15 protein-coding genes are annotated in these 20,379 nt (G+C 75.4%); 8 read left to right on the forward strand and 7 right to left on the reverse strand.

What is annotated here, in order from left to right; all coding sequences use genetic code 11:
- Positions 1–46: 46 nt before the first annotated feature.
- The 4 genes from WJX68_RS07075 to WJX68_RS07090 all read right to left on the reverse strand — a co-directional run bounded on the left by WJX68_RS07075 (position 47) and on the right by WJX68_RS07090 (position 5,625).
- The gene (locus WJX68_RS07075; protein WP_340287209.1) at positions 47–1,285 is read right to left on the reverse strand and encodes an acyl-CoA dehydrogenase family protein; all 1,239 of its coding nucleotides are present in this window, start codon (positions 1,283–1,285) and stop codon (positions 47–49) included.
- 533 nt (positions 1,286–1,818) lie between these two features.
- Positions 1,819–2,937: a dimethylsulfone monooxygenase SfnG gene (gene sfnG / locus WJX68_RS07080; protein WP_340287250.1), complete on the reverse strand. Its 1,119-nt coding sequence runs from the start codon at positions 2,935–2,937 to the stop codon at positions 1,819–1,821.
- A gap of 261 nt (positions 2,938–3,198) precedes the next feature.
- Positions 3,199–4,908 (reverse strand): AMP-binding protein, encoded by a 1,710-nt coding sequence (locus tag WJX68_RS07085; protein ID WP_340287211.1) that lies wholly within the window; start codon positions 4,906–4,908, stop codon positions 3,199–3,201.
- Positions 4,909–4,992: 84 nt separating this feature from the next.
- Complete coding sequence (locus WJX68_RS07090) at positions 4,993–5,625, reverse strand: TetR/AcrR family transcriptional regulator (RefSeq protein WP_340287213.1); 633 nt, start codon at positions 5,623–5,625, stop codon at positions 4,993–4,995.
- 66 nt (positions 5,626–5,691) lie between these two features.
- Here WJX68_RS07090 and WJX68_RS07095 point away from each other — a divergent pair, with 66 nt between their 5' ends.
- The 7 genes from WJX68_RS07095 to WJX68_RS07125 are packed head-to-tail and all read left to right on the forward strand — an operon-like array spanning position 5,692 to position 15,265.
- Entirely contained in the window at positions 5,692–6,843 is a 1,152-nt protein-coding gene (locus WJX68_RS07095) for an acyl-CoA dehydrogenase family protein (protein ID WP_340287215.1), read from the forward strand.
- Positions 6,843–8,411 carry an AMP-binding protein gene (locus tag WJX68_RS07100; RefSeq protein WP_340287216.1) on the forward strand — a complete coding sequence of 523 codons (1,569 nt, stop codon included), beginning with the start codon at positions 6,843–6,845 and terminating at the stop codon, positions 8,409–8,411. Before WJX68_RS07095 ends, WJX68_RS07100 begins: the two co-directional genes overlap by 1 nt.
- On the forward strand, positions 8,411–10,009 hold the full coding sequence (locus WJX68_RS07105; RefSeq protein ID WP_340287218.1) for an acyl-CoA carboxylase subunit beta: 1,599 nt from the start codon (positions 8,411–8,413) through the stop codon (positions 10,007–10,009). Before WJX68_RS07100 ends, WJX68_RS07105 begins: the two co-directional genes overlap by 1 nt.
- 5 nt (positions 10,010–10,014) lie before the next feature.
- Positions 10,015–11,991 carry an ATP-binding protein gene (locus WJX68_RS07110; RefSeq protein WP_340287219.1) on the forward strand — a complete coding sequence of 659 codons (1,977 nt, stop codon included), beginning with the start codon at positions 10,015–10,017 and terminating at the stop codon, positions 11,989–11,991.
- On the forward strand, positions 11,988–12,746 hold the full coding sequence (locus WJX68_RS07115) for an enoyl-CoA hydratase/isomerase family protein (RefSeq protein WP_340287221.1): 759 nt from the start codon (positions 11,988–11,990) through the stop codon (positions 12,744–12,746). The genes WJX68_RS07110 and WJX68_RS07115 overlap by 4 nt, the downstream gene beginning before the upstream one ends.
- Positions 12,747–13,541 (forward strand): TIGR03084 family metal-binding protein, encoded by a 795-nt coding sequence (locus WJX68_RS07120; protein WP_340287223.1) that lies wholly within the window; start codon positions 12,747–12,749, stop codon positions 13,539–13,541.
- Positions 13,538–15,265 (forward strand): acyclic terpene utilization AtuA family protein, encoded by a 1,728-nt coding sequence (locus tag WJX68_RS07125; protein WP_340287225.1) that lies wholly within the window; start codon positions 13,538–13,540, stop codon positions 15,263–15,265. The genes WJX68_RS07120 and WJX68_RS07125 overlap by 4 nt, the downstream gene beginning before the upstream one ends.
- A gap of 7 nt (positions 15,266–15,272) precedes the next feature.
- Here the strand turns inward: WJX68_RS07125 and WJX68_RS07130 are convergent, their stop codons facing one another.
- The 3 genes from WJX68_RS07130 to WJX68_RS07140 all read right to left on the reverse strand — a co-directional run bounded on the left by WJX68_RS07130 (position 15,273) and on the right by WJX68_RS07140 (position 18,646).
- On the reverse strand, positions 15,273–17,243 hold the full coding sequence (locus WJX68_RS07130) for an amino acid transporter (RefSeq protein ID WP_340287227.1): 1,971 nt from the start codon (positions 17,241–17,243) through the stop codon (positions 15,273–15,275).
- Positions 17,244–17,310: 67 nt separating this feature from the next.
- A complete protein-coding gene (locus WJX68_RS07135) occupies positions 17,311–17,658 on the reverse strand; it encodes an HDOD domain-containing protein (protein WP_340287229.1) in 348 nt (115 codons plus the stop codon).
- 34 nt (positions 17,659–17,692) lie between these two features.
- On the reverse strand, positions 17,693–18,646 hold the full coding sequence (locus WJX68_RS07140) for a Bug family tripartite tricarboxylate transporter substrate binding protein (RefSeq protein ID WP_422785667.1): 954 nt from the start codon (positions 18,644–18,646) through the stop codon (positions 17,693–17,695).
- A gap of 190 nt (positions 18,647–18,836) precedes the next feature.
- Between WJX68_RS07140 and WJX68_RS07145 the strand changes: the two genes are divergently transcribed.
- On the forward strand, positions 18,837–20,379 hold a 1,543-nt coding region (locus tag WJX68_RS07145), incomplete at its 3' end, for a sensor histidine kinase (RefSeq protein ID WP_340287231.1).

Here is a 20,379-nt window from a genome sequence, read left to right on the forward strand (position 1 = left end):
GTCCGGGCGGCGCCCGCCCCGGGGAGCAGGGCGGGCGCCGGTCGGGTCAGGAGTACCAGGTCGGCTCGGGGAGCTCGTCGCGCAGCACCCACGCCCCGACCTCGCGCCGCTTGTAGGCGACCGGGTCGTGCAGGGTGTGGGTCCGCACGTCGCGCCAGAACCGGTCGAACCCGTGGCCGGACGCCGTCGCGCGGGCCCCGAGCCCCTCGAACACCGCCGAGGTGACCTCCAGGGCGACCTCGGTGGCGCGGGCCTTCAGCGCGGCGACCCGGACCTCGTGCTCGCCGCGCTGCTGCGCGGTGACGGTCCAGGCGTCGCGGTGCAGGGCCAGCGACTCGTCGGCGACGGCGTCGGCCAGCGCCTCGACCGCCCAGAGCTTGGCGGTCAGGTCGCCGTACAGGTCGAGCTGGTAGGGCTCGTCGACGGCGCGCTCGTGGCCGCCGTGCAGCCACGGCCGGGTCACCGTGCGGGTCCAGGCGGCGGCCGACTCCAGCGCGCCCCGGGCGATGCCGAGGTAGAAGTCCACGAACACCAGCTGGATGATCGGCACGTTGAGGGTGTTGTAGACGCGCGGCCGGAACACCCGGTCGACGAACCCGGCCGCCGCGGCCCACGGCACGCGGACGTCGGTGACGGTGACACTGCCGCTCTCGGTGAGCCGCTGGCCGATGTTGTCCCAGTCCCCGGCGTAGGAGATGCCGTCCTGGTGGCTCGGGACGATCGCGAAGACGTGGGTGCCGGTCCCCTCGATCACCCCCTCCAGCACGGTGACGTCGGAGACCCGGCTGCCGGTGGAGAAGCTCTTGCGCCCGTTCCAGACGAGCTCGTCGCCCTCCTCGCGGATGACGAGGTCGCCGTCGCGGGGGTTGACGGCGCCGCCGAAGAACCACCGCTCGCGGGTCGCCTGCGCCTCCACCGCCTCGATCTGCTCGGGCGTCCCGACGAGGCGGGCCGCCCAGAACCAGAGCAGGTGGTAGCCGAGCAGCTGGCCGATCGAGCCGTCGCCCGCGGCGACCTCGCGGATCACCCGGTGGGCGAGCGGCCACTCCTGCCCGCCGCCGCCGTGCTCGACCGGGCCGAGCAGGGTGACCAGCCCGGAGTCCTTCAGCAGCGCCACCTCGGCGTGGGGGGTGGCGCCGGCCTTCTCGCGGGCGGCGGCGTCGCGCTCCAGGACGCGGCGGACCTCGCGGGCGCGCTGCAGCCACCCGGCACGGTCGGCCGGGGCGGCGCCCCAGTCGACGGTCTCGGTGACGACGGTGTCGGGCCGGTTCTCGGTCGTGGTCATGTGGTGTCTCCTCGTCGTGGGGGTGCGGGTCCGCGGGCCGGGGCCGCACCGGTGCGCCGTGCCGGCGGCACGAGGGCGCGCCGGGACGCCCGCGCGACGGCGCGGGAACGCGTGCGCCCGATCCCGGCGGAATGCGCACGGGAATCGCACGGGAATCGCACGGAATGCGCGTGCCGGCGGGCGGTGCGGCGGTGCGGGGACCGGGACCCGGATGGGTGCGGGTACCGGGCGGTCACCGCCGGGACGGGTGTCCCGGCGGCCGCGGCGCAGCTCGGGAGCGGTGCGCCGCGGGAGGGACGGTCACCGACAGAGCGAGGAGGTCACCCGGGACAGGTCGACGTGACGTCGACGGGTGAGGGCGGTGAACAGCACGTGCCCAGTCTTCGGGGACGGGCCGGGAGAAGTCAACGAGACGTTCCCGGAAATGGGAACGCGCGCACCTGTCCGGTCAGGACGGTGCGCGGACCGGCGGGGCCGGGGACGCCGACGGGCCCGGCGAGAACGCTCGCCGGGCCCGTCGGGCAGGGGTGCGGTCAGACGGTGAGCGCCTGCGGCTCGCGGGCGGCGAGCTCCGCCTCCTTCTCGCGGATGATCGGCAGCACGTTCGCGCCGAAGTACTCGACCTCCTCCTGGAAGTGCAGGAAGCCCAGCAGCAGCAGGTTCGCGCCGCGCCGCTTGTACTCGATGGCGCGGTCGGCGATCTGCTCCGGGGTGCCGATCAGCTGGGTCTTGAAGCCGTCGTTGTACTGCACGAGGTCCTCGAACGAGGAGTCCGCCCACATGCCGCGCTTGTCGCCGGTGGAGTTGCCCGCCTGCTGGACGGCGTCGCGGAAGCCCTCGACGGCCGGCTTGTTGGCCTTCTCGATGATCTCGCGCAGGGTGTCGCGGGCCTCCTTCTCGCCGTCGCGGGCGATCATGAAGCCGTTGAGGCCGAACCGGACGGGCTGCAGCCGCTGGGCGGTCTTCGCGTGCCCGAGGACCTCCTCGACCTGCTCGGTGAAGCCGTCGTAGTCCTTGCCGTTGGAGAAGTACCAGTCCGACACGGTGCCGCCGTTGTACCGGGCGGCGGTCGAGTTGCCGCCCTGGAAGATCTCCGGGTGCGGGCGGCCGGGGACGTCGACCGGGCGGGGCTTGAGGTCGAAGTCGCGGACCCGGTAGAAGTCGCCGGCGAACTCCGCGCCGGCGTCGGAGGTCCAGATCTCGCGCAGCACCCGGATGAACTCGTTGCTGCGGCGGTAGCGCTCGTCGTGCTCGAGCCACGGCTGGCCCATCGCGGTGAACTCGGCCTTGAGCCAGCCGGAGACGACGTTGACCGCGATCCGGCCGTTCGTCAGGTGGTCGGCGGTGGCGACCCACTTGGCGAGCACCGACGGCTCCCACAGCCCGGGGTGGACGGCGGCGATCAGCTTGAGCCGCTCGGTGGCCAGGCCGAGGGCGAGCGAGAACGCGGTCGCCTCGTGCTGGTGGTCCGCGCCGTAGCTGGCCATGTAGCGGATCTGGGAGAGCGCGTACTCGAAGCCGTTGTTCTCGGCGGTCTGCGCGAGCTTCTTGTTGTACTCGAAGCCCCAGTCGGTGCGCTGCTCGATGGTGCTGGTGACCAGGCCGCCCGAGACGTTCGGGACCCAGTAGGCGAACTTCAGCGGCTCCTGGATCTGCGCGTTCAGGGTGGTGTCGAGCTCGTCGGACACGGTGGGTCTCCTCGGGATCGTCCGCCGGGTACGGCGGGACGGGGCGCGCGAGAGCGCCCGGAAAAAGGGGGAAAGAGAGAAAACGGACCTGGGACGCGTGATCAGCGACAGGCCTGGCTCACGACGACCTGGTGGTCGACGTGACGGCGACGCGTCAGCAGGAAACCGGTCACGCTTCCACCGAACAGGCGCGGCCCGGTCGTTGTCAACCGTGGGCGCGGGAGATCACGTCGTGTAGAGGTCCCCGTGCCGCGCGCGCAGCCGGTACTTCAGCACCTTGCCGCCGACGGTCTCGGGCAGCGCGTCGACCACGAGCACCGCCTTCGGCGTCTCGAACCCGGCGAGCCGCTCCCGGCAGTGGGCGATGAGGTCCGCGGGGTCGGGCTCGGCCCCCGGCGCGGGCACGACGACGGCGGTCACGGCCTCGCCCCACCGCTCGTGCGGCAGCCCGACCACCGCGGCCCGCGCGACGGCGGGGTGGGTGTGCAGCACCGCCTCCACCCGCATCGAGGACACGTTCTCCCCGCCGGTCTTCACGATGTCCTTGTACCGGTCGACCATGACGCGCAGGCCGTCGTCGTCGACGAGGGCGGAGTCCCCGGAGTGGAACCAGCCGCCGCGGAACGCCTCGCGCGTCGCGTCCGGGTCGCGGTAGTAGCCGGCCGTCATCACGGGGGAGCGGTAGACGGCCTCGCCGGGCTCGCCGCGCACCGGCTCGCCGAGCTCGTCGACGACGTCGGAGGCGAGCAGGCCGCTGGGGACGCCGACGTAGTTGACCGACGGGGCGCTCGCGGCGTGGGTGTCCGGCCGGCGGCTCGGCCAGAACCGGTGGCACGCGATGGCCTCGGTCTGCCCGAAGATCCCCAGCGTCACCAGGCCGGGGGCGCACCGGCGCTCCAGGCGCCGCAGCAGGTCGGGGGACAGGGCGCCCCAGCCGTAGACGAGCGTGGTCAGCGCGGACCAGTCGAGGTCCGGGTCGGCGTCGAGGGTGTCGGCGAGCAGCCCGGCGAACTGCGGCGACCCGGCCCAGAGCGCGGTCGCGCGGTGCGCCGCGACGGCCGCGGCGACGTCGGCCGGTACCGGGCGGCGACCCAGCACGACCGCGCCGCCGGCGAGCAGCGCCGCGTTCGGGAAGATGACGTCGCCGACGTGGTAGACCACCGGCAGGAACGTGGCGAGCACGAGGTCGGTCTCGTGGCGCAGCCCGCGCGAGAGCGACAGCGCGAAGTTCAGCCCGGCCGTCTGGGCGTACTGGTGGGAGATCATCACCGCCTTGGGCAGCGCGGTGGTGCCCGAGGTGAACAGCAGCTCGTACACGTCGTCGCCGTGGATCGCGACGTCCGGCTCGGTGTCCGGCAGGCCGTCCAGCAGCGCGGTGAACGACGGCGAGCCCGCGACCGGGCCGCCGCCGATCGTGATCGTGGCGCCGACGGCGAGCCCGCGCCCGGCGAACACGTCCGCCACCCGCGGCCACAGCTCGGCGTCGACCACGGCGAACCGGGGCCCGACCCGGTCGACGAGCGCGCCGAGGACGTCGGGGGCCAGCCCCGGGTTCACCGGCGCGGCGACCATCCCGGCCTTGGCGATCCCGATCTTGGCCAGGTACGCCTCGACGGAGTTCTCGCAGACCAGCAGCACCCGGTCGCCGGGCACCAGGCCCGCGGCGAGCAGGGCGTGGGCGAACATGTTCGCCGCGGCGTCGCCCTCCCGGGCGGTGACGGCGGCGAAGCGCCCGTCGCCGCAGGCGCCCGGCGCGGCGGTGAGCACGACCTGGTCCGGACGGCTCCAGGTCAGCCGCTCCAGGACGTCGCCGGCGCTGGTGCGCTCCCAGCGGTGGGTGGCGCGCCGCCCGCGCAGCGTCTCGACGTCGATCCCCTCCGGCGGCGCCGTGCCGTGGGGGTGCCGGGGCAGGCCCGCGGGGATCGTCTCGCTCATGGAGCCGGCTCCTTCGCCGTCGGGGACGGCCGCCACTATGGCGTGACGTGGACCACGCGGGCAAGGCCCGGAATCAACGGCGGTTCACTCCGGTGCGACCCGGCGCCGGCCCGCGGCCTCGACGCCGAGCAGCCCGTGGGCCAGCTGCGCCAGCAGCGCCGCGAGGTGGGCGTGGTCGAGCCCGCTGTGGAAGAACAGCGTCGACTGGATCGCGCCGACGCAGGCGTGGACCAGCACGCGCAGCTCGCCGTCGGCGAGGTCGGGGCGCAGCGGTGCCAGCACGTGCACCCAGTCCTCGACGTGGTGGCGCTGCCGGCGGCGCAGCGCGCGGCGCGCGTCCTCGGGCAGGGTGTGCGCCTCGCCGTAGTAGACGGCGAACTCCGCGCGGTTCTCCACGACGAGCCGGATGTGGTCGTCCACCAGCACGGACAGCGTCTCGCGGTCGCCGCGCCCGGCCGCGAGCGCGGCGGCCGCCGACGCCTCGAGCCGGCCCATGCCGCGGTCGAGCAGGGCGAGCAGCAATGCCTCCTTGGAGGAGAAGTGCCGGTAGACGCCGGACCCGACGATGCCGGCCTCGGCGCCGATCTCGGCCATCCCGACGGCGTGGAACCCGCGTCCGGCCGCGAGCCGCGCCGCGGCCTCCAGGATCCGCTCGCCGCGGTCCGGGTCCCGGCGGCGGGTCGGTCCGTCGGTCGCGGAGGTGCTCCGGCTCGGCATCTGGTCAGCATGGCAGCCGCACGGTACGGTCCGCCACAAGTGAACCGCTGATCACTAGGAGTCGGTGTGGACTTCGGCGAGACCGACGAGGAACGCGACCTGCGGGCGGCCGTGGCGGCCATCGCGGGGAAGTTCGGCAGCGAGTACTACCTGCGCTGCGCCCGGGAGGGCCGGCACACCCACGAGCTGTGGACGGCGATGGGCGAGGCCGGGTTCCTCGGCGTCAACGTCGCCGAGTCCTACGGCGGCGGGGGCGGCGGGCTCGTGGAGCTGTCGGTGGTGTGCGAGGAGGCCGCCGCGCAGGGCGCCCCGCTGCTGCTGGTGCTGGTCTCCGCGGCCATCTCGGCCGAGGTGATCGGCGAGTTCGGCTCCGAGGAGCTGCGCCGGCGCTGGCTGCCCGGCCTCGCCGACGGCTCGACCAAGGTCGTCTTCGCGATCACCGAGCCGGACGCGGGGTCCAACACCCACCGGATGGCGACCCGCGCCGAGCGCGACGGCGACGACTGGGTGCTGCACGGCACCAAGCACTACATCTCCGGCACCGACGACGCCGAGGCCGTCCTCGTCGTCGCCCGCACCGGGCGCGGCGAGGGCGGCCGGGCGCAGCTCAGCCTGTTCGTCGTGCCCGTCGACAGCCCCGGGCTGGTCCGCACGCCGCTGCCGGTCGACCTGATCGCGCCGGACAAGCAGCACGTCCTGCACTTCGACGGCGTCCGCGTCCCGGCCGGGAACCTGGTCGGCGCCGAGGGCGACGGCTTCCGCCAGGTCTTCCGCGGGCTCAACCCCGAGCGCATCACCGGCGCCGCGCTCGGTGTCGGCATCGCCCGCTTCGCGCTGGGCAGGGCCGCCGAGTACGCCCGCACCCGCCAGGTCTGGGACGTCCCGATCGGCGCCCACCAGGGCGTCGCGCACCCGCTGGCGCGGGCCCGGATCGAGACCGAGCTGGCCGCGCTGATGACCCGCAAGGCGGCCTGGCTGCACGACCGCGGGATGCCCGCGGGCGAGGAGTCCAACATGGCCAAGTACGCCGCCGCGGAGGCCGCGACGCACGCCGTCGAGGCCGCCATGCAGACCCACGGCGGCAACGGGCTGGCCGCCGAGTACGGGCTGATCCCGTACTGGGGGATGGCCCGGCTCATGCAGGTCGCGCCGGTGAACCGCGAGATGATCCTCAACCACGTCGCCCAGCACGGGCTCGGCCTGCCGCGGTCGTACTGATGGACCGCCTGCAGCGCAACCTCATCGGCCGGGTCAACGTCGCCGACGCGCTGACCCGCAGCGCGGCCGCGCGACCGGCGCAGGTCGCCGTCGTCGACGGCGACCGGTCCCTGACCTACCCCGAGCTCGACGCCTGGGTGTCGCGGCTGGCCCGCGGCCTGGCCGCCCGCGGGTACGCCCGCGGCGACGCGCTGGCGCTGGCCTCGGGCAACAGCGCGGAGTTCCTCGCCGTCTACTACGCCTGCGCCCGCCTGGGCCTGGTGTGCGTGCCGGTCAACCCGGGCTGGCGCCCCGACGAGGTCGCCTGGGTGCTCGGCCACTCCCGGGCCCGCGGGATCGTCGTCGAGTCCCAGCTGGTGGCGGCGCTCGCCCCGGCGTGGGCGCAGGTGCCCGCGGTCGCGGACGTGTTCGTCGCCCCCGGGACCGGCGGCCCGTCCGGCGGCGGGACCCCGCTGGCGGAGCTGGAGACCGGCGGCGGCCCGGTCGAGGTGCTCGTCGAGGACCGCGACCCGCTGTCCTACCTCTACACCTCGGGCACCACGTCGTTCCCCAAGGGCGTCGCGACCTCGCACCTGGCGATCACCATGGAGTCGTTCTCCGCGGCGCTGGACTCGGGCTGGTCGGCGGCCGACCGGTTCCTGGCGATGATGCCGATGTTCCACACCGCGCAGCTGAACGCGTTCTGCACGCCCGCGGTGCTCCTCGGCGCGACGATCCACGTGGCCCGCGGCTTCGAGCCGGGCGCGTTCCTCGACACGGTCGAGTGCGAGCGGATCACCCAGGTGTTCGGGCTGCCGATGATGTACCGGGCCGCGCTGGAGCACGCGTCGTTCGCCGGGCGCGACCTGTCGTCGCTGCGCCGCGCGGTGTACGCGATGGCGCCGATGCCCGAGCCGCTGATCCGGGCCTGCCTCGACGGGTTCGGCTGCGACTTCGCGCTGCTGTTCGGGCAGACCGAGATGAGCCCGTGCACGACGCTGTTCCGCCCCGAGCACCAGCTCAGCCACGTCGGCGCCGTCGGCACCCCGATCACCGGGGTGCAGGTCGCGATCATGGACGAGGGCGGCGCGCTGCTCGGTGCGGGCGAGCAGGGCGAGATCGTCTACCGCGGGCCGTCCACCATGACCGGCTACCTCGACGACGAGGCGGCCACCGACGAGGCGTTCCGGCACGGCTGGTTCCACTCCGGGGACATCGGGTCCTTCGGCGAGGACGGCGTGCTGTGGTTCGCCGACCGCTCCAAGGACGTCATCAAGACCGGCGGGGAGAACGTCGCGTCGCTGGAGGTCGAGCGCGCCGTCCACGCCGCCGCCCCGGACGTCGCGGAGGTGGTCGTCGTCGGGCTGCCGCACGCGCGGTGGAGCGAGGCGGTCACCGCGGTCGTCGTGCCCCGCCCGGGCGCCACGATCGACCCGGACGCCCTGGTCGCCGCGCTGAAGGGGCACCTCGACGGCTACAAGGTGCCGAAGTCGGTGATCGTCGTCGACGAGCTGCCGCGCACCTCCACCGGGAAGATCCGCAAGAACGTCGTGCGCGACGCGCACACCGGCCACTACGGAGGGCGCTGATGCCGGTCCTGCGTTCCGCACTCGACACCGGGTCCGCGGAGTACGCCCGCAACCGGGCCGTGCAGCTCGACGCGATCGCCGCGCTGGACGCCGAACTGGAGAAGGTCGTCGCCGGGGGCGGCGAGCGGTACACCGCGCGCCACCGCGACCGCGGCAAGCTGCCGGTCCGCGAGCGTCTGGAGCTGCTGCTCGACCCGGACTCGCCGTTCCTGGAGCTGTCCGCGCTCGCCGCCTGGGGCACCGACTTCACCGTCGGCGCGTCGATCCTCACCGGCATCGGCGTGGTGTCCGGCGTGGAGGTCGTCGTGATCGGGCACGACCCGACCGTGCGCGGCGGGGCGATGAACCCGTACTCGCTGCGCAAGACGCTGCGCGCGCTGGAGATCGCGCGGCTCAACCGGCTGCCGGTGGTCAACCTCGTCGAGTCCGGCGGGGCCGACCTGCCCACCCAGGCCGAGCTGTTCGTCCCGGCCGGGCGGATCTTCCACGAGCTGACCGAGCTCTCGTCGCTGGGCATCCCGACCGTCGCGCTGGTGTTCGGCAACGCCACCGCGGGCGGCGCGTACGTGCCCGGCATGTGCGACCACGCGGTGCTGGTCGACAAGGGCGCCAAGGTGTTCCTCGGCGGGCCGCCGCTGGTGCGGATGGCGACCGGCGAGGACGCCGACGACGAGTCCCTCGGCGGCGCCGGGATGCACTCGCGCGTCTCGGGGCTCTCGGACCACTTCGCCGTCGACGAGCCGGACGCGATCCGGATCGGCCGCGACATCGTCGCCCGGTTCAACTGGCGCAAGCTCGGGCCCGCCCCGGCCGCCGCGCCCGCCGACCCGGTGCACGACCCGGAGGAGATCCTCGGGCTGCTCCCGCCGGAGTCGAAGATCCCGTTCGACCCGCGCGAGGTGCTCGCCCGCGTCGTCGACGGCTCGGAGTTCGACGAGTACAAGCCGCTGTACGGGACGAGCCTGGTCACCGGCTGGGCGCGGATCCACGGCTACCCGGTCGGCGTGCTCGCCAACCACCGCGGCGTGCTGTTCAGCGAGGAGGCCAAGAAGGCCACCGAGTTCATCCTGCTCGCCAACCAGACCGACACCCCGCTGGTGTTCCTGCAGAACACCACCGGCTACATGGTCGGCACCAGCTACGAGCAGGGCGGGATCATCAAGGACGGCGCCAAGATGATCAACGCCGTCACCAACTCCACGGTGCCGCACCTGACGGTCAACATGGCGTCCTCGTTCGGGGCCGGGAACTACGGCATGTCCGGGCGCGCCTACGACCCGCGCCTGATGTTCGCCTGGCCGAGCGCCAAGCTCGCGGTGATGGGCGCCGCCCAGCTCGCCGGGGTCATGTCGATCGTCGGGCGGGCCTCGGCGGCGAGCCAGGGCCGGCCCTACGACGAGGCGGCCGACGCCGCCCGGACCGCGGCGATCGAGGCCCAGATCGAGGCCGAGTCGCACGCGTTCCACATCACCGCACGGCTCTACGACGACGGCATCGTCGACCCCCGCGACACCCGCACCGTGCTGGGCATGTCGCTGTCGGCGGTGCACAACCAGCGGATCGAGGGGCGCCGGGGCTTCGGCGTCTTCCGGATGTGAGCGCCATGATCACCAAGCTCCTGGTCGCCAACCGCGGCGAGATCGCCGCGCGCGTGCAGCGGACCGCGCACCGGCTCGGCATCGCCACCGTCGCGGTGTTCTCCGACGCCGACGCCGGCGCGCCGTTCGTCCGCACCGCCGACGAGGCGGTGCGCCTGCCCGGCACCGCCCCGGCCGACACCTACCTGCGCGGCGACCTCGTGGTCGCCGCGGCGCTGGCCACCGGCGCCGACGCCGTCCACCCGGGGTACGGGTTCCTCTCGGAGAACGCCGGCTTCGCCCGGGACTGCGCGGCCGCCGGCCTGACGTTCGTGGGGCCGTCGCCGGAGGCGATCGCGGCGATGGGCTCCAAGGTCGAGGCGAAGGCGCTGATGGCCGCGGCCGGGGTGCCGGTGCTGCCCGGCGTCACCGTCGGGCCGGACACCGACCTCGCCGCGGCGGGCGCCGAGGTCGGGTTCCCGCTGCTGGTCAAGGCGGCCTACGGTGGCGGCGGTCGCGGGATGCGGGTCGTGCACGAGCCCGCCGGGCTGGCCGCCGCGGTGGAGTCCGCCCGCCGCGAGGCCGCCGCGGCGTTCGGCGACGGCCTGGTGTTCCTGGAGCGCTTCCTGGTCGACCCGCGCCACGTCGAGGTGCAGATCCTCGGCGACGCCCACGGCGCCGTCGTGCACCTGTTCGAGCGGGAGTGCTCCATCCAGCGCCGCTACCAGAAGATCGTGGAGGAGTGCCCGTCGCCTGCGGTGACCCCGGAGCTGCGCGCCGAGCTGGGCAAGGCGGCCGTCGCGGCGGGCGAGGCGATCGGCTACACCGGGGCGGGGACCGTCGAGTTCGTGCTCGACCGCTCCGGCGACGGGTTCTTCTTCCTGGAGGTCAACACCCGGCTGCAGGTGGAGCACCCGGTCACCGAGCTCGTCACCGGGCTGGACCTGGTCGAGGAGCAGATCCGGGTCGCCGAGGGCGCCCCGCTCGGCCCGCGGGTGCGCGACGCGACGATCACCGGGCACGCCGTCGAGGTGCGGCTCTACGCCGAGACCGTCACCGCCGGGGGCGACCACCTGCCCGCGACCGGCACCGTCGCCCGCTTCGACGTGGGGGGCCCGGTGCGCGTGGACACCGGCGTCGAGGACGGGTCGGTGGTGTCCCCGCACTACGACCCGATGCTCGCGAAGGTGATCGCGCACGGGCCGGACCGGGCGTCGGCGGCGCGCGCGCTCGCCCGGTCGCTGGCCGGGGCGTCGCTGCACGGGGTCGCCACCAACCGCGATCTGCTCGTCGGGATCCTGCGCTCGCCCGCGTTCCTCGCCGGGGACACCGACACCGGGTTCCTCACCCGGCACGACCCGCGCGCGCTCGGCGCGGGCACCGTCGCCGACGACGGCGCCCGGCACGCCGTCGCGGCCGCGCTCGCCCTGCAGGCCGCGCACCGCCGCGACGCGACCGTGCTGGCGGGCATGCCCTCGGGCTGGCGCAACGTCGGCGGCGCCGCCCGGCGGGTGACGTTCCGGCGCGGGGACCGGGAGACGACCGTCGCCTACCGGCTGCGCCGCGACGGCGCGGACCTGTCCGTCGACGGCGAGGCGCTGGCGGCCGTCCCGGTGTCGGTGACACCGGACGAGGTCGTCCTGGAGGTCGCCGGCGTGCGCCGCACCTACGCCGTGCACGACACCGGCACGACGTCCTGGGTGGACGGGCCCGACGGCTCCCTCGCCCTGGAACGGGTGCCGCGCTTCGCCGACCCGAACGCCGTCGCGCACGCCGGGTCGCTGCTCGCCCCGATGCCCGGCTCGGTGGTCCGGGTCCTCGCCGCGGCCGGCGACCCGGTCACCGCCGGGCAGCCGCTGGTCGTGCTGGAGGCGATGAAGATGGAGCACACCGTCGCCGCGCCCGGTGACGGCGTGCTCGGTGAGCTGCGCGTCGCCGCCGGCGACCAGGTCGACGCCGGGCAGGTGCTGGCCGTGGTCACCGGGCCGGAGGACGCGTCGTGAGCGTCCGCTACGAGCTCGACGGCCCCGTCGCGTGGCTGACCATCGACCGCCCCGGGGCCCGCAACGCGCTGTCGGCCGAGGTCCGCGCCGGGCTGTGGGCCGGTGTGCGCCGCTTCAACGACGACGACTCCGCCGCCGTGCTCGTCCTGACCGGGGCGGGGGACCGGGCGTTCTGCGCCGGCGGGGACCTCAAGGAGATGGCGTCGACGGCGCTGACGGTCCCGCCGCCGGACTTCCTGCCCCAGTTCGGGCGCAACGTCGACGTGCCCAAGCCGACGATCGCCGCCGTCAACGGCGCCGCCGTCGCCGGGGGCTTCCTGCTCGCCCAGCAGTGCGACCTCGTCGTCGCCGCCGAGCACGCGCGCTTCGCGGTCAGCGAGGTGAAGGTGGGGCGCGGCTCGCCGTGGGCGGCGCCGCTGTCCTGGCTGGTTCCGCCGCGCCTGGCCTGCGAGATCCTGCTGACCGGCGACCCGATCGACGCGCACCGCGCGCTGGCGGCCGGGCTGGTCAATCGGGTCGTGCCGGGCACGGAGCTGCGCGCGGCCGCGCAGGACCTCGGCGAGCGGATCGCGGCGAACGCGCCGCTGTCGGTCGCGGCGGCCAAGCGCACCGCGTACCTGTCCGCCTCCTACCCGCGCGAGCGGGCCTACGAGCGGGCCGAGGAGATCTGGGAGCCGGTCTACCGCTCGCAGGACGCACAGGAGGGGCCCGCCGCGTTCGCCGACCGGCGGCCCCCGGTCTGGAAGGGACGCTGAATGCCGGTCTCGATGCAGGCGCTCGCCGACGACCTCGCCGCGGAGTCCGCGGACCTGCGGGTGCTGCTCGCGCCGCTGCCGGACGAGGACTGGCGCCGGGACACCCCGGCCGTGGGCTGGACGATCGGGGACCAGGTGTCGCACCTGGCGCACTTCGACGACGTCGCCGTGCGGTCGGCGACCGACCCCGACGCGTTCCGCGCCGACCTCGCGCGCATCGCGGCCGCGGGCGGCGTCGACCCGGACACGATCGCCGCCGGGTACCGGGACCTGTCCGGGGCCGCGCTGCTCACCTGGTTCGACGACGCCCGCGGCCGCCTCGTCGAGGTGTTCCGCGGGCTCGACCCGTCGCTGCGGGTGCCGTGGTTCGGCCCGCCGATGAGCGCGGCGTCGTCGCTGACCGCGCGGATCATGGAGACCTGGGCGCACGGGCAGGACGTCGCCGACACCCTCGGCGTCACGCGGGAGCCGACGGCGCGGCTGCGCCACGTCGCGCACATCGGCGTCGGCGCCCGGGCGTTCAGCTTCGCCGCGCACGGCAGGCCCGTCCCCCCGGAGCCGGTGCGGGTGGAGCTGGCCGCCCCCGGCGGGGACACCTGGACGTGGGGCCCGCCCGACGCCGCCGACCGCGTCACCGGCCCGGCACTGGACTTCTGCCTGGCCGTCACCCAGCGCCGGCACCGCGACGACGTCGACCTGGCCGTCACCGGCCCCGCCGCGACGGCGTGGGTGGGGATCGCGCAGGCCTTCGCCGGGGCACCCGGCACCGGGCGGGCGAGGGGGGCGCACCGGTGACGCGCCCGGTCCGGATCGGCAACGTCTCCGGCTTCTACGGCGACCGCCCCGAGGCCGCCCGCGAGATGGTGGAGACCGGCGACGTCGACGTCGTCTGCGGGGACTACCTCGCCGAGCTCACCATGCTGATCCTGGCGAAGGCGCAGGCCCGCGAGGGCGGCGTCGGCTGGGCGCGCACCTTCCTCTCCCAGGTCGAGCAGATCCTCGGGACCTGCGTGCGGCGCGGGATCCGGATCGTCGCCAACGCAGGCGGGCTGGACCCGGCGGGCTGCGCCGCCGCCGTGCGCGAGGTCGCCGGGCGGCTCGGGATCGACGCCCGTGTCGCGCACGTCGAGGGCGACGACCTGCGTGGCGACCTGGGCGCGGTCGTCCCGCCGGTCACCGGGGACCCGGTCTCGGCCAACGCCTACCTCGGCGGGTGGGGGATCACCGCCGCGCTGGCCGCGGGGGCCGACGTCGTCGTCACCGGGCGGGTCACCGACGCCGCGCTGGTCAGCGGGCCGGCCGCGTGGTGGCACGGCTGGGGCCCGGGCGACCTCGACGCGCTGGCCGGCGCCGTCGTCGCCGGGCACGTGATCGAGTGCGGCCCCCAGGCCACCGGCGGCAACTACCCGTTCCTCGACGAGATCACCGACCGCCGCTACCCCGGCTTCCCGATCGCCGAGGTCGCCGCCGACGGCAGCAGCGTCATCACCAAGCCGGACGGCAGCGGCGGGCTGGTCTCCGTCGGGACGGTCACCGCGCAGCTGCTCTACGAGATCGGCCCGCCGGCCTACCCCGGCCCGGACGTCACCACGCACTTCGACACCGTCCGCCTCGAACCGGCCGGCGAGCACCGGGTCGCGATCGGCGGGGTCCGCGGCACCCCGCCCCCGCCGACGCTGAAGGTCGCCCTCAACGACGACGCGGGCCACCGCAACACGATGACCCTGGTCCTGACCGGTCTCGACGTCGAGGCCAAGGCCGCGCACGCCGAGCAGCTGCTGTTCGGGATCATCGACCGGTCCGCCTTCGACGAGGTCGACGTGCGGCTGCTGCGCTTCGACCACCCGGACGCGGCGGGCAACGCCGAGGCCACCGCGCACCTGCGGATCACGGTCAAGGGGCGGGACCGGCGCACCGTCGGGCGGGCGTTCTCGAACGCGACGATGCAGCTCGCGCTCGGCGGGTACGCCGGGTTCCACACGACCACACCGCCGACCGACGCCTCGGCGTTCGGGGTGTACCGGCCCGCCGCGGTGCCGCGCGCGGCGGTGACCCACACGGTGGTGCTGCCCGACGGGACCCGGCACGTGGTCCCCGACCCGCCGGAGACCGCCGCCGTACCGGGGCCGGGCCCACGGCCGCCCGGCGGCGCGCCGCGCGGGGACGGGCCGGGCGCGGGGGCGACCCGGCGGGTCCCGCTCGGGACGGTCGCGGGTGCCCGGTCCGGGGACAAGGGCGGCGACGCGAACATCGGCGTCTGGGCCCGCGACGACGCCGCGCACGCCTGGCTCGACGCGTACCTCACCCCGGAGCGGGTGCGAGAGCTGCTCGGTGCGGAGGCCGCGGGGCTCGGGGTCGCGGTGCACCGGCTGCCGAACCTGCGCGCGGTCAACGTCGTCGTGCACGGGCTGCTCGGCGACGGCGTCGCCAGCTCGACGCGGCCCGACCCGCAGGCCAAGGGGCTGGGGGAGTACCTGCGCAGCCGTCTCGTCGACGTCCCGGTGGAGCTGCTCGGCTGACCCGCCCTCAGCCGACGTGGACGACCGGGCGGCGCGCGAGGTCCGGCTCGGCCTCGCGCAGGATCTCCCGGGTGATCGGGGCGACCTCGCCGACGCCGGTGAACAGGTAGCGCCCGAAGTGCGACACCGGGTTGCCCTCGGTCCAGTCGAAGTAGATGTGCGGTGCGGTGCCGCCGACGTCGCGCAGGTGCAGCAGCAGGGCCGCGATGGCGTTGGGGACCGAGGGCGCCGCCGTCGTCAGGACCCGGTAGGGGCCGCGCCGCTGCCCGTGCACGACGATGCCGGACTCGAACTCCGACGGGTCGGTGACGGTCACCTCGACGAGCACCACGCGCTCCGGGGAGGGGATGTGGTGGTCCTCGGCCTCCTCGGCGAGCTTGGCGCGGTACTCCTCGTCGCGGGCGGCGCTGTCGCGCTCGCCGGGACGGGGCTCGTGCGCGACCAGCCGCAGCGGGCGGCCGTCGCCGGAGCACTCGTCGAGGAACCCGAGCGCGGTGTCGTCGAGCTCGACCTCGGTGACGCGCAGCTCGAAGGCGCGCAGCGTGCGCGACGCCAGTGACACCAGCAGGATCCCGCCGATGAAGCAGGCGGCGATCTTCACTCCCTCCGGCCGCTCCACGATGTTGGCGATCGTCGTGTAGACGAACACCACCGCGATCACGGCGAACCCGGCGACCACCGGACGCCTGCTGGAGCGCCGCGCGGACAGCGCGACGGCGACGGCCGCGGAGGTCATCAGCACCAGCACCCCGGTGGCGTAGGCGCCGCCCTGGGCGTCGACGTCGGCGTCGAAGAGCAGGGTGACCACGAACGCGACGACGAGCACGACCAGCACCAGCGGGCGTGCCGCCCGCGCCCAGGACGGCGCCATGCCGTAGCGGGGCAGGAACCGCGGCACCAGGTTCAGCAGCCCGGCCATCGCCGAGGCCCCGGCGAACCACAGGATCGCGATCGTGGCCAGGTCGTAGACCGTGCCGAACACGTTCCCCAGGTCGCGGTGGGCCAGGTAGGCCAGCGCCCGCCCGTTCGCCTGCCCGCCGGCGGCGAACTCCTGCTCGGGGATCAGCAGCACGGTGACCACGCTGGAGGTCACGAGGAAGGTGCTCATGATCGTCGCGGCGGTGGTGAGCAGCCGCCGGGTGCCGGCGATGCGGCCCCGCGGGTCCTCCTCGGTGTCGCCGTCGCGGCCGCGGACCAGCGGCATCACCGACACGCCCGTCTCGAAGCCGGACAGGCCCAGCGCCAGCTTCGGGAACACGACCAGCGCGACCGCCACCACCAGCAGCGGGTCGGGGTAGCGCGAGACCAGCAGCGCCGACCAGTCCGCGACGACGTGCGGCGCGGTCACGATCCGGGCCAGCCCGTCGACGACGACGACGGCGTTGAGGACCAGGTAGAGCGCGACCAGCCCGACCGCGATCCGGACGGCCTCGGAGAACCCGGCGAGGAACACCCCGCCGAGCAGCGCGAGCAGCAGCAGCGTGATCGGCACGTTCTGCCCCTGCAGCACCGCGGGGGCCAGCGGGTTCTGCACCAGGTGCGCGGTCGCGTCGGCCGCGGACAGGGTCATGGTGATGAGGAAGTCGGTCGCCGCGAACCCCAGCAGGACCAGCACCGCCACCTTCCCGCGCCAGCCGGGCAGCAGCCGCTCCAGCATCGCCACCGAGCCCTCGCCGTGCGGGCTCTCCCGGGCCACGCGGCGGTAGACCGGCAGCGCGCCGCACAGCGTCACGACGACCAGCACGACCGTCGCGACCGGGGACAGCACGCCGGCGGCGAGCGCCGCGATGCCCGGCTGGTAGCCCAGCGTGGAGAAGTAGTCCACGCCGGTCAGGCACATGACCTTCCACCAGGGGTGGCGCGGGTGCTCCGGCGCGGGCCGGGTGTGCGGGCCGTGCCGGTGCGGCCGGTGCGCGTCCTGCAGGAGCCAGTCGCCGACCCGGCTGCGCACCCGCCGCGGGCTCTCGGTGATCGCCACCCGCACAGGATTGCGCGACGACACGGTCGGCGTCGCGCCGGAGCGCCGATCCGGGCGGGCCCGGGGCTCAGCCCGCGGCGCCGGACGCGTCGCGGGCGGCGGCGACGCAGGAGGCGAGCGCCGCGGCGAGTGCGGGGTCCCCGCCGCCGCCGACGAGCGCGACCACCCGCGGGTCGACGCCGCGCACCTGCAGGAACCGGGCCCCGTCGCGGTGCGGGTCACCGGTGCGCCGGGCGACCGGGGAGTGCCCCACGGGGTGCAGCACCGCGGCCGTCATCAGCAGGTCCCGGTCGAGGCCGCGTTCCTGCGCCAGCGGGCGGGCCGCGATCGCCGCCCGCTGCGCGCGCTCCCACAGCTGCGGGCGCTGGTGGGCCAGCAGCGTCTCGGCGAGCGCGCGGGCGGCGTCGAACCCCATGCGGTGATCCTCGCGCACCCGGCGCCCGCTCGGCTCAGCCGAGCCCGAGTCCGCCCAGGATGCGCCGGACGCGGGTGGTCTCGTCGGCGGTGAACCGGGCGAAGGCCGCACCGGGCAGCCAGGCGTCGTGCCAGCCGTTGGTGCGCAGCACCTGCTGCCACTCCGGGGTCGCGCGCATCGCCGCGACCAGCCCCTCCAGCTCGGCGCGCGCGTCGGGTGCGAGCCCGGGCGGGGCGACGATCCCGCGCCAGTTGACGACGTCGACGTCGACGCCGGACTCGCGCAGCGTCGGCACGTCGAGGCCGGGGACGCGCTCGCCCGCGGTGACCGCGAGCACCCGCAGGTCGCCCGAGCCGATCTGGTCGGCGAACTCGCCGAGCCCGGACACGGCGAACGCCACCTCGCCGCGCAGCACCGAGGCGAGCAGCGGGCCGCCGCCGTCGTTCACCCGGTAGTCGACGCGGGCCGGGGCGATCCCGGACGCCTCGGCCACCAGCATTGTCGCCAGGTGGTCCGGGCCGCCGATCGAGGACCCGCCGCCGACGGCGGTGCCCGCCGGGTCGGCCCGCCAGGCCGCGAGCAGCGATCCGACGTCGCGGTGGGGCGACCCCGCCGGGACGACGACGATCTCGGTCTCCTCGGTCAGCCGCGCGATCGGGGTGGTGTCCGCGAGCGACACCGGGGCCCGCCGCGACACGGCCGACCCGACGACGCCGAGCCCCGTGCTCATCAGCAGCCGGTCGTTGCCGCGCTCGCTCACGACCCGGCCGAGGCCCGCGATGCCGCTCGCACCGGGGAGGTTGAACACCTCCACCGGGCCGGTCAGCCCGGTGTCGGCGAGCACCCTCGCCGCGCTGCGGGCGGTGACGTCGTAGCCGCCGCCCGGCGTGTTCGGCACCAGGATCCGCAGGTCGTCGGGAGCGTCGCGGCCGCCGGACAGCGCGTCGGCGGCCGCCGGGACGGCGACGGCCGCGACCAGCAGCGCCAGCACCACGACGAGGGCCGCGACCGGGCCGCGGGGTGCCCGCAGGGCCGCACGGACGCCCCGGGGGCGTCGCGGGGAGCGCGCCATGGTCGTCCCGTCCTGCTGCCGTCCGCTGCCGGGTCGAGTCTCGCGCCCGGCGGGCCCCCGGTCCAGCGGAGGTGATCCGGTCGGCACCGCGCCCTAGGCTGGCCGCATGCGACGGGGCGCCGGCTGGACGGGCGGACCGCTGGCCCGCCAGTTCCTGCTCTGGCAGCTGGTGGTCGTGCTCGTGCTGCTCGGGGCGGTCGCCGCGCTCGCCGCGGTGCAGTCCGCGGAGTCGTTCCGCGAGACCCAGGGGCGGCGGATGCTGTCGGTCGCCGAGGACGTCGCCTCGGTCCCCACCGTGCGCGAGGCGCTGCAGACCCGCCGCTACGACCTGCTGCCCTCGTTCGCGCGCAGCGCGGAGAACCTGTCCGGCGCCGACGAGATCGAGATCGTCGACGCCGGGCTGGTCGTGCGGACCTCCCCGGACCCGTCACGGGTGCGGCAGCGCTTCGACCCCGGCGCGAGCACCGCGCCGCAGGGCCGGGCCTGGGTCGGCAACCCCGACGGGCGCACCGTCGTCGCGCAGGTGCCGGTGATCGACGACCGCGGGGCCGTCGCGGGCCTGGTGTCGGCGGGGATCCGGGCCCCGTCGCCGTGGGAGTCGCTGGCCGGGGCCCGCACCGAGACGGTCGCGTTGCTCGGGCTCGCGCTGTGCGTCGGCGTCGCGGGGTCGCTGCTGCTGGCCCGCCGGGTCCGCCGCCAGACCCTCGGGCTGGAGCCCGCGGAGATCGCCGAGCTGGTGCAGCGCCGCGAGGCGATGCTGCTCGGGATCAAGGAGGGCGTGGTCGGGCTGGACACCGCGGACCGGATCACGCTGCTCAACCCGGTCGCCCGCGAGCTGCTGGAGCTGCCCGGGGCCCGCGAGGGCGACCGCGTCACCGACCTCGGGCTCGACGACCGGCTGCGCGAGGTGCTCACCGGTGCCGCCGACGGCGAGGACCAGCTCGTGCTGCGCGACACCCGCGCGCTGGTGCTCAACCGGCGGCCGGTGCGCGTCGACGGCCAGGAGGTCGGCGCCGTGGTCACCCTGCGCGACCGCACCGAGCTCACCACGCTGCAGCACCGGCTCGACGCCTCGCACACCGTCACCGACACGCTCCGCGCGCAGGCCCACGAGTTCTCCAACCGGCTGCACACCATCGCCGGGCTCACCGAGCTCGGCGAGCACGAGGAGGTGCGCCGGTTCGTCGCCGGGATCGTCGCGGCCTCGGAGGACTGGCGGCGCGAGGTGACCACCTGCGTCGGCGACGCGGCGACCGCGGCGCTGCTGGTGGCGAAGAACAGCCGGGCCGCCGAGCGCGGCGTCGAGCTCGCGCTCGACCCCGACACCCGGCTCGACCCGACCGACCCGGTCCGCGACCCCGACCTGTCCGCGGACCTGGTCACCGTCCTGGGGAACCTGATCGACAACGCGGTCGACGCCACCGCGGGCCACGACGGGCCGCGCCGCGTCGAGATCGGCCTGGCCGGCGGCGGCGACGCCGGCGACGGCGAGGTCTGGGTGGAGGTCCGCGACTCCGGCCCGGGGATCGCCTCGGAGCTCGCGGAGGAGGTGTTCCGCGCCGGGTTCAGCACCAAGGCCGCCGAGATCGGCGGGCGCGGGCTCGGCCTCGCCCTGGCCCGCCAGGCGTGCCTGCGCCGGGGGGGCACGA

The organism is Pseudonocardia spirodelae, assembly GCF_037727765.1.
GTDB lineage: Bacteria > Actinomycetota > Actinomycetes > Mycobacteriales > Pseudonocardiaceae > Pseudonocardia > Pseudonocardia spirodelae.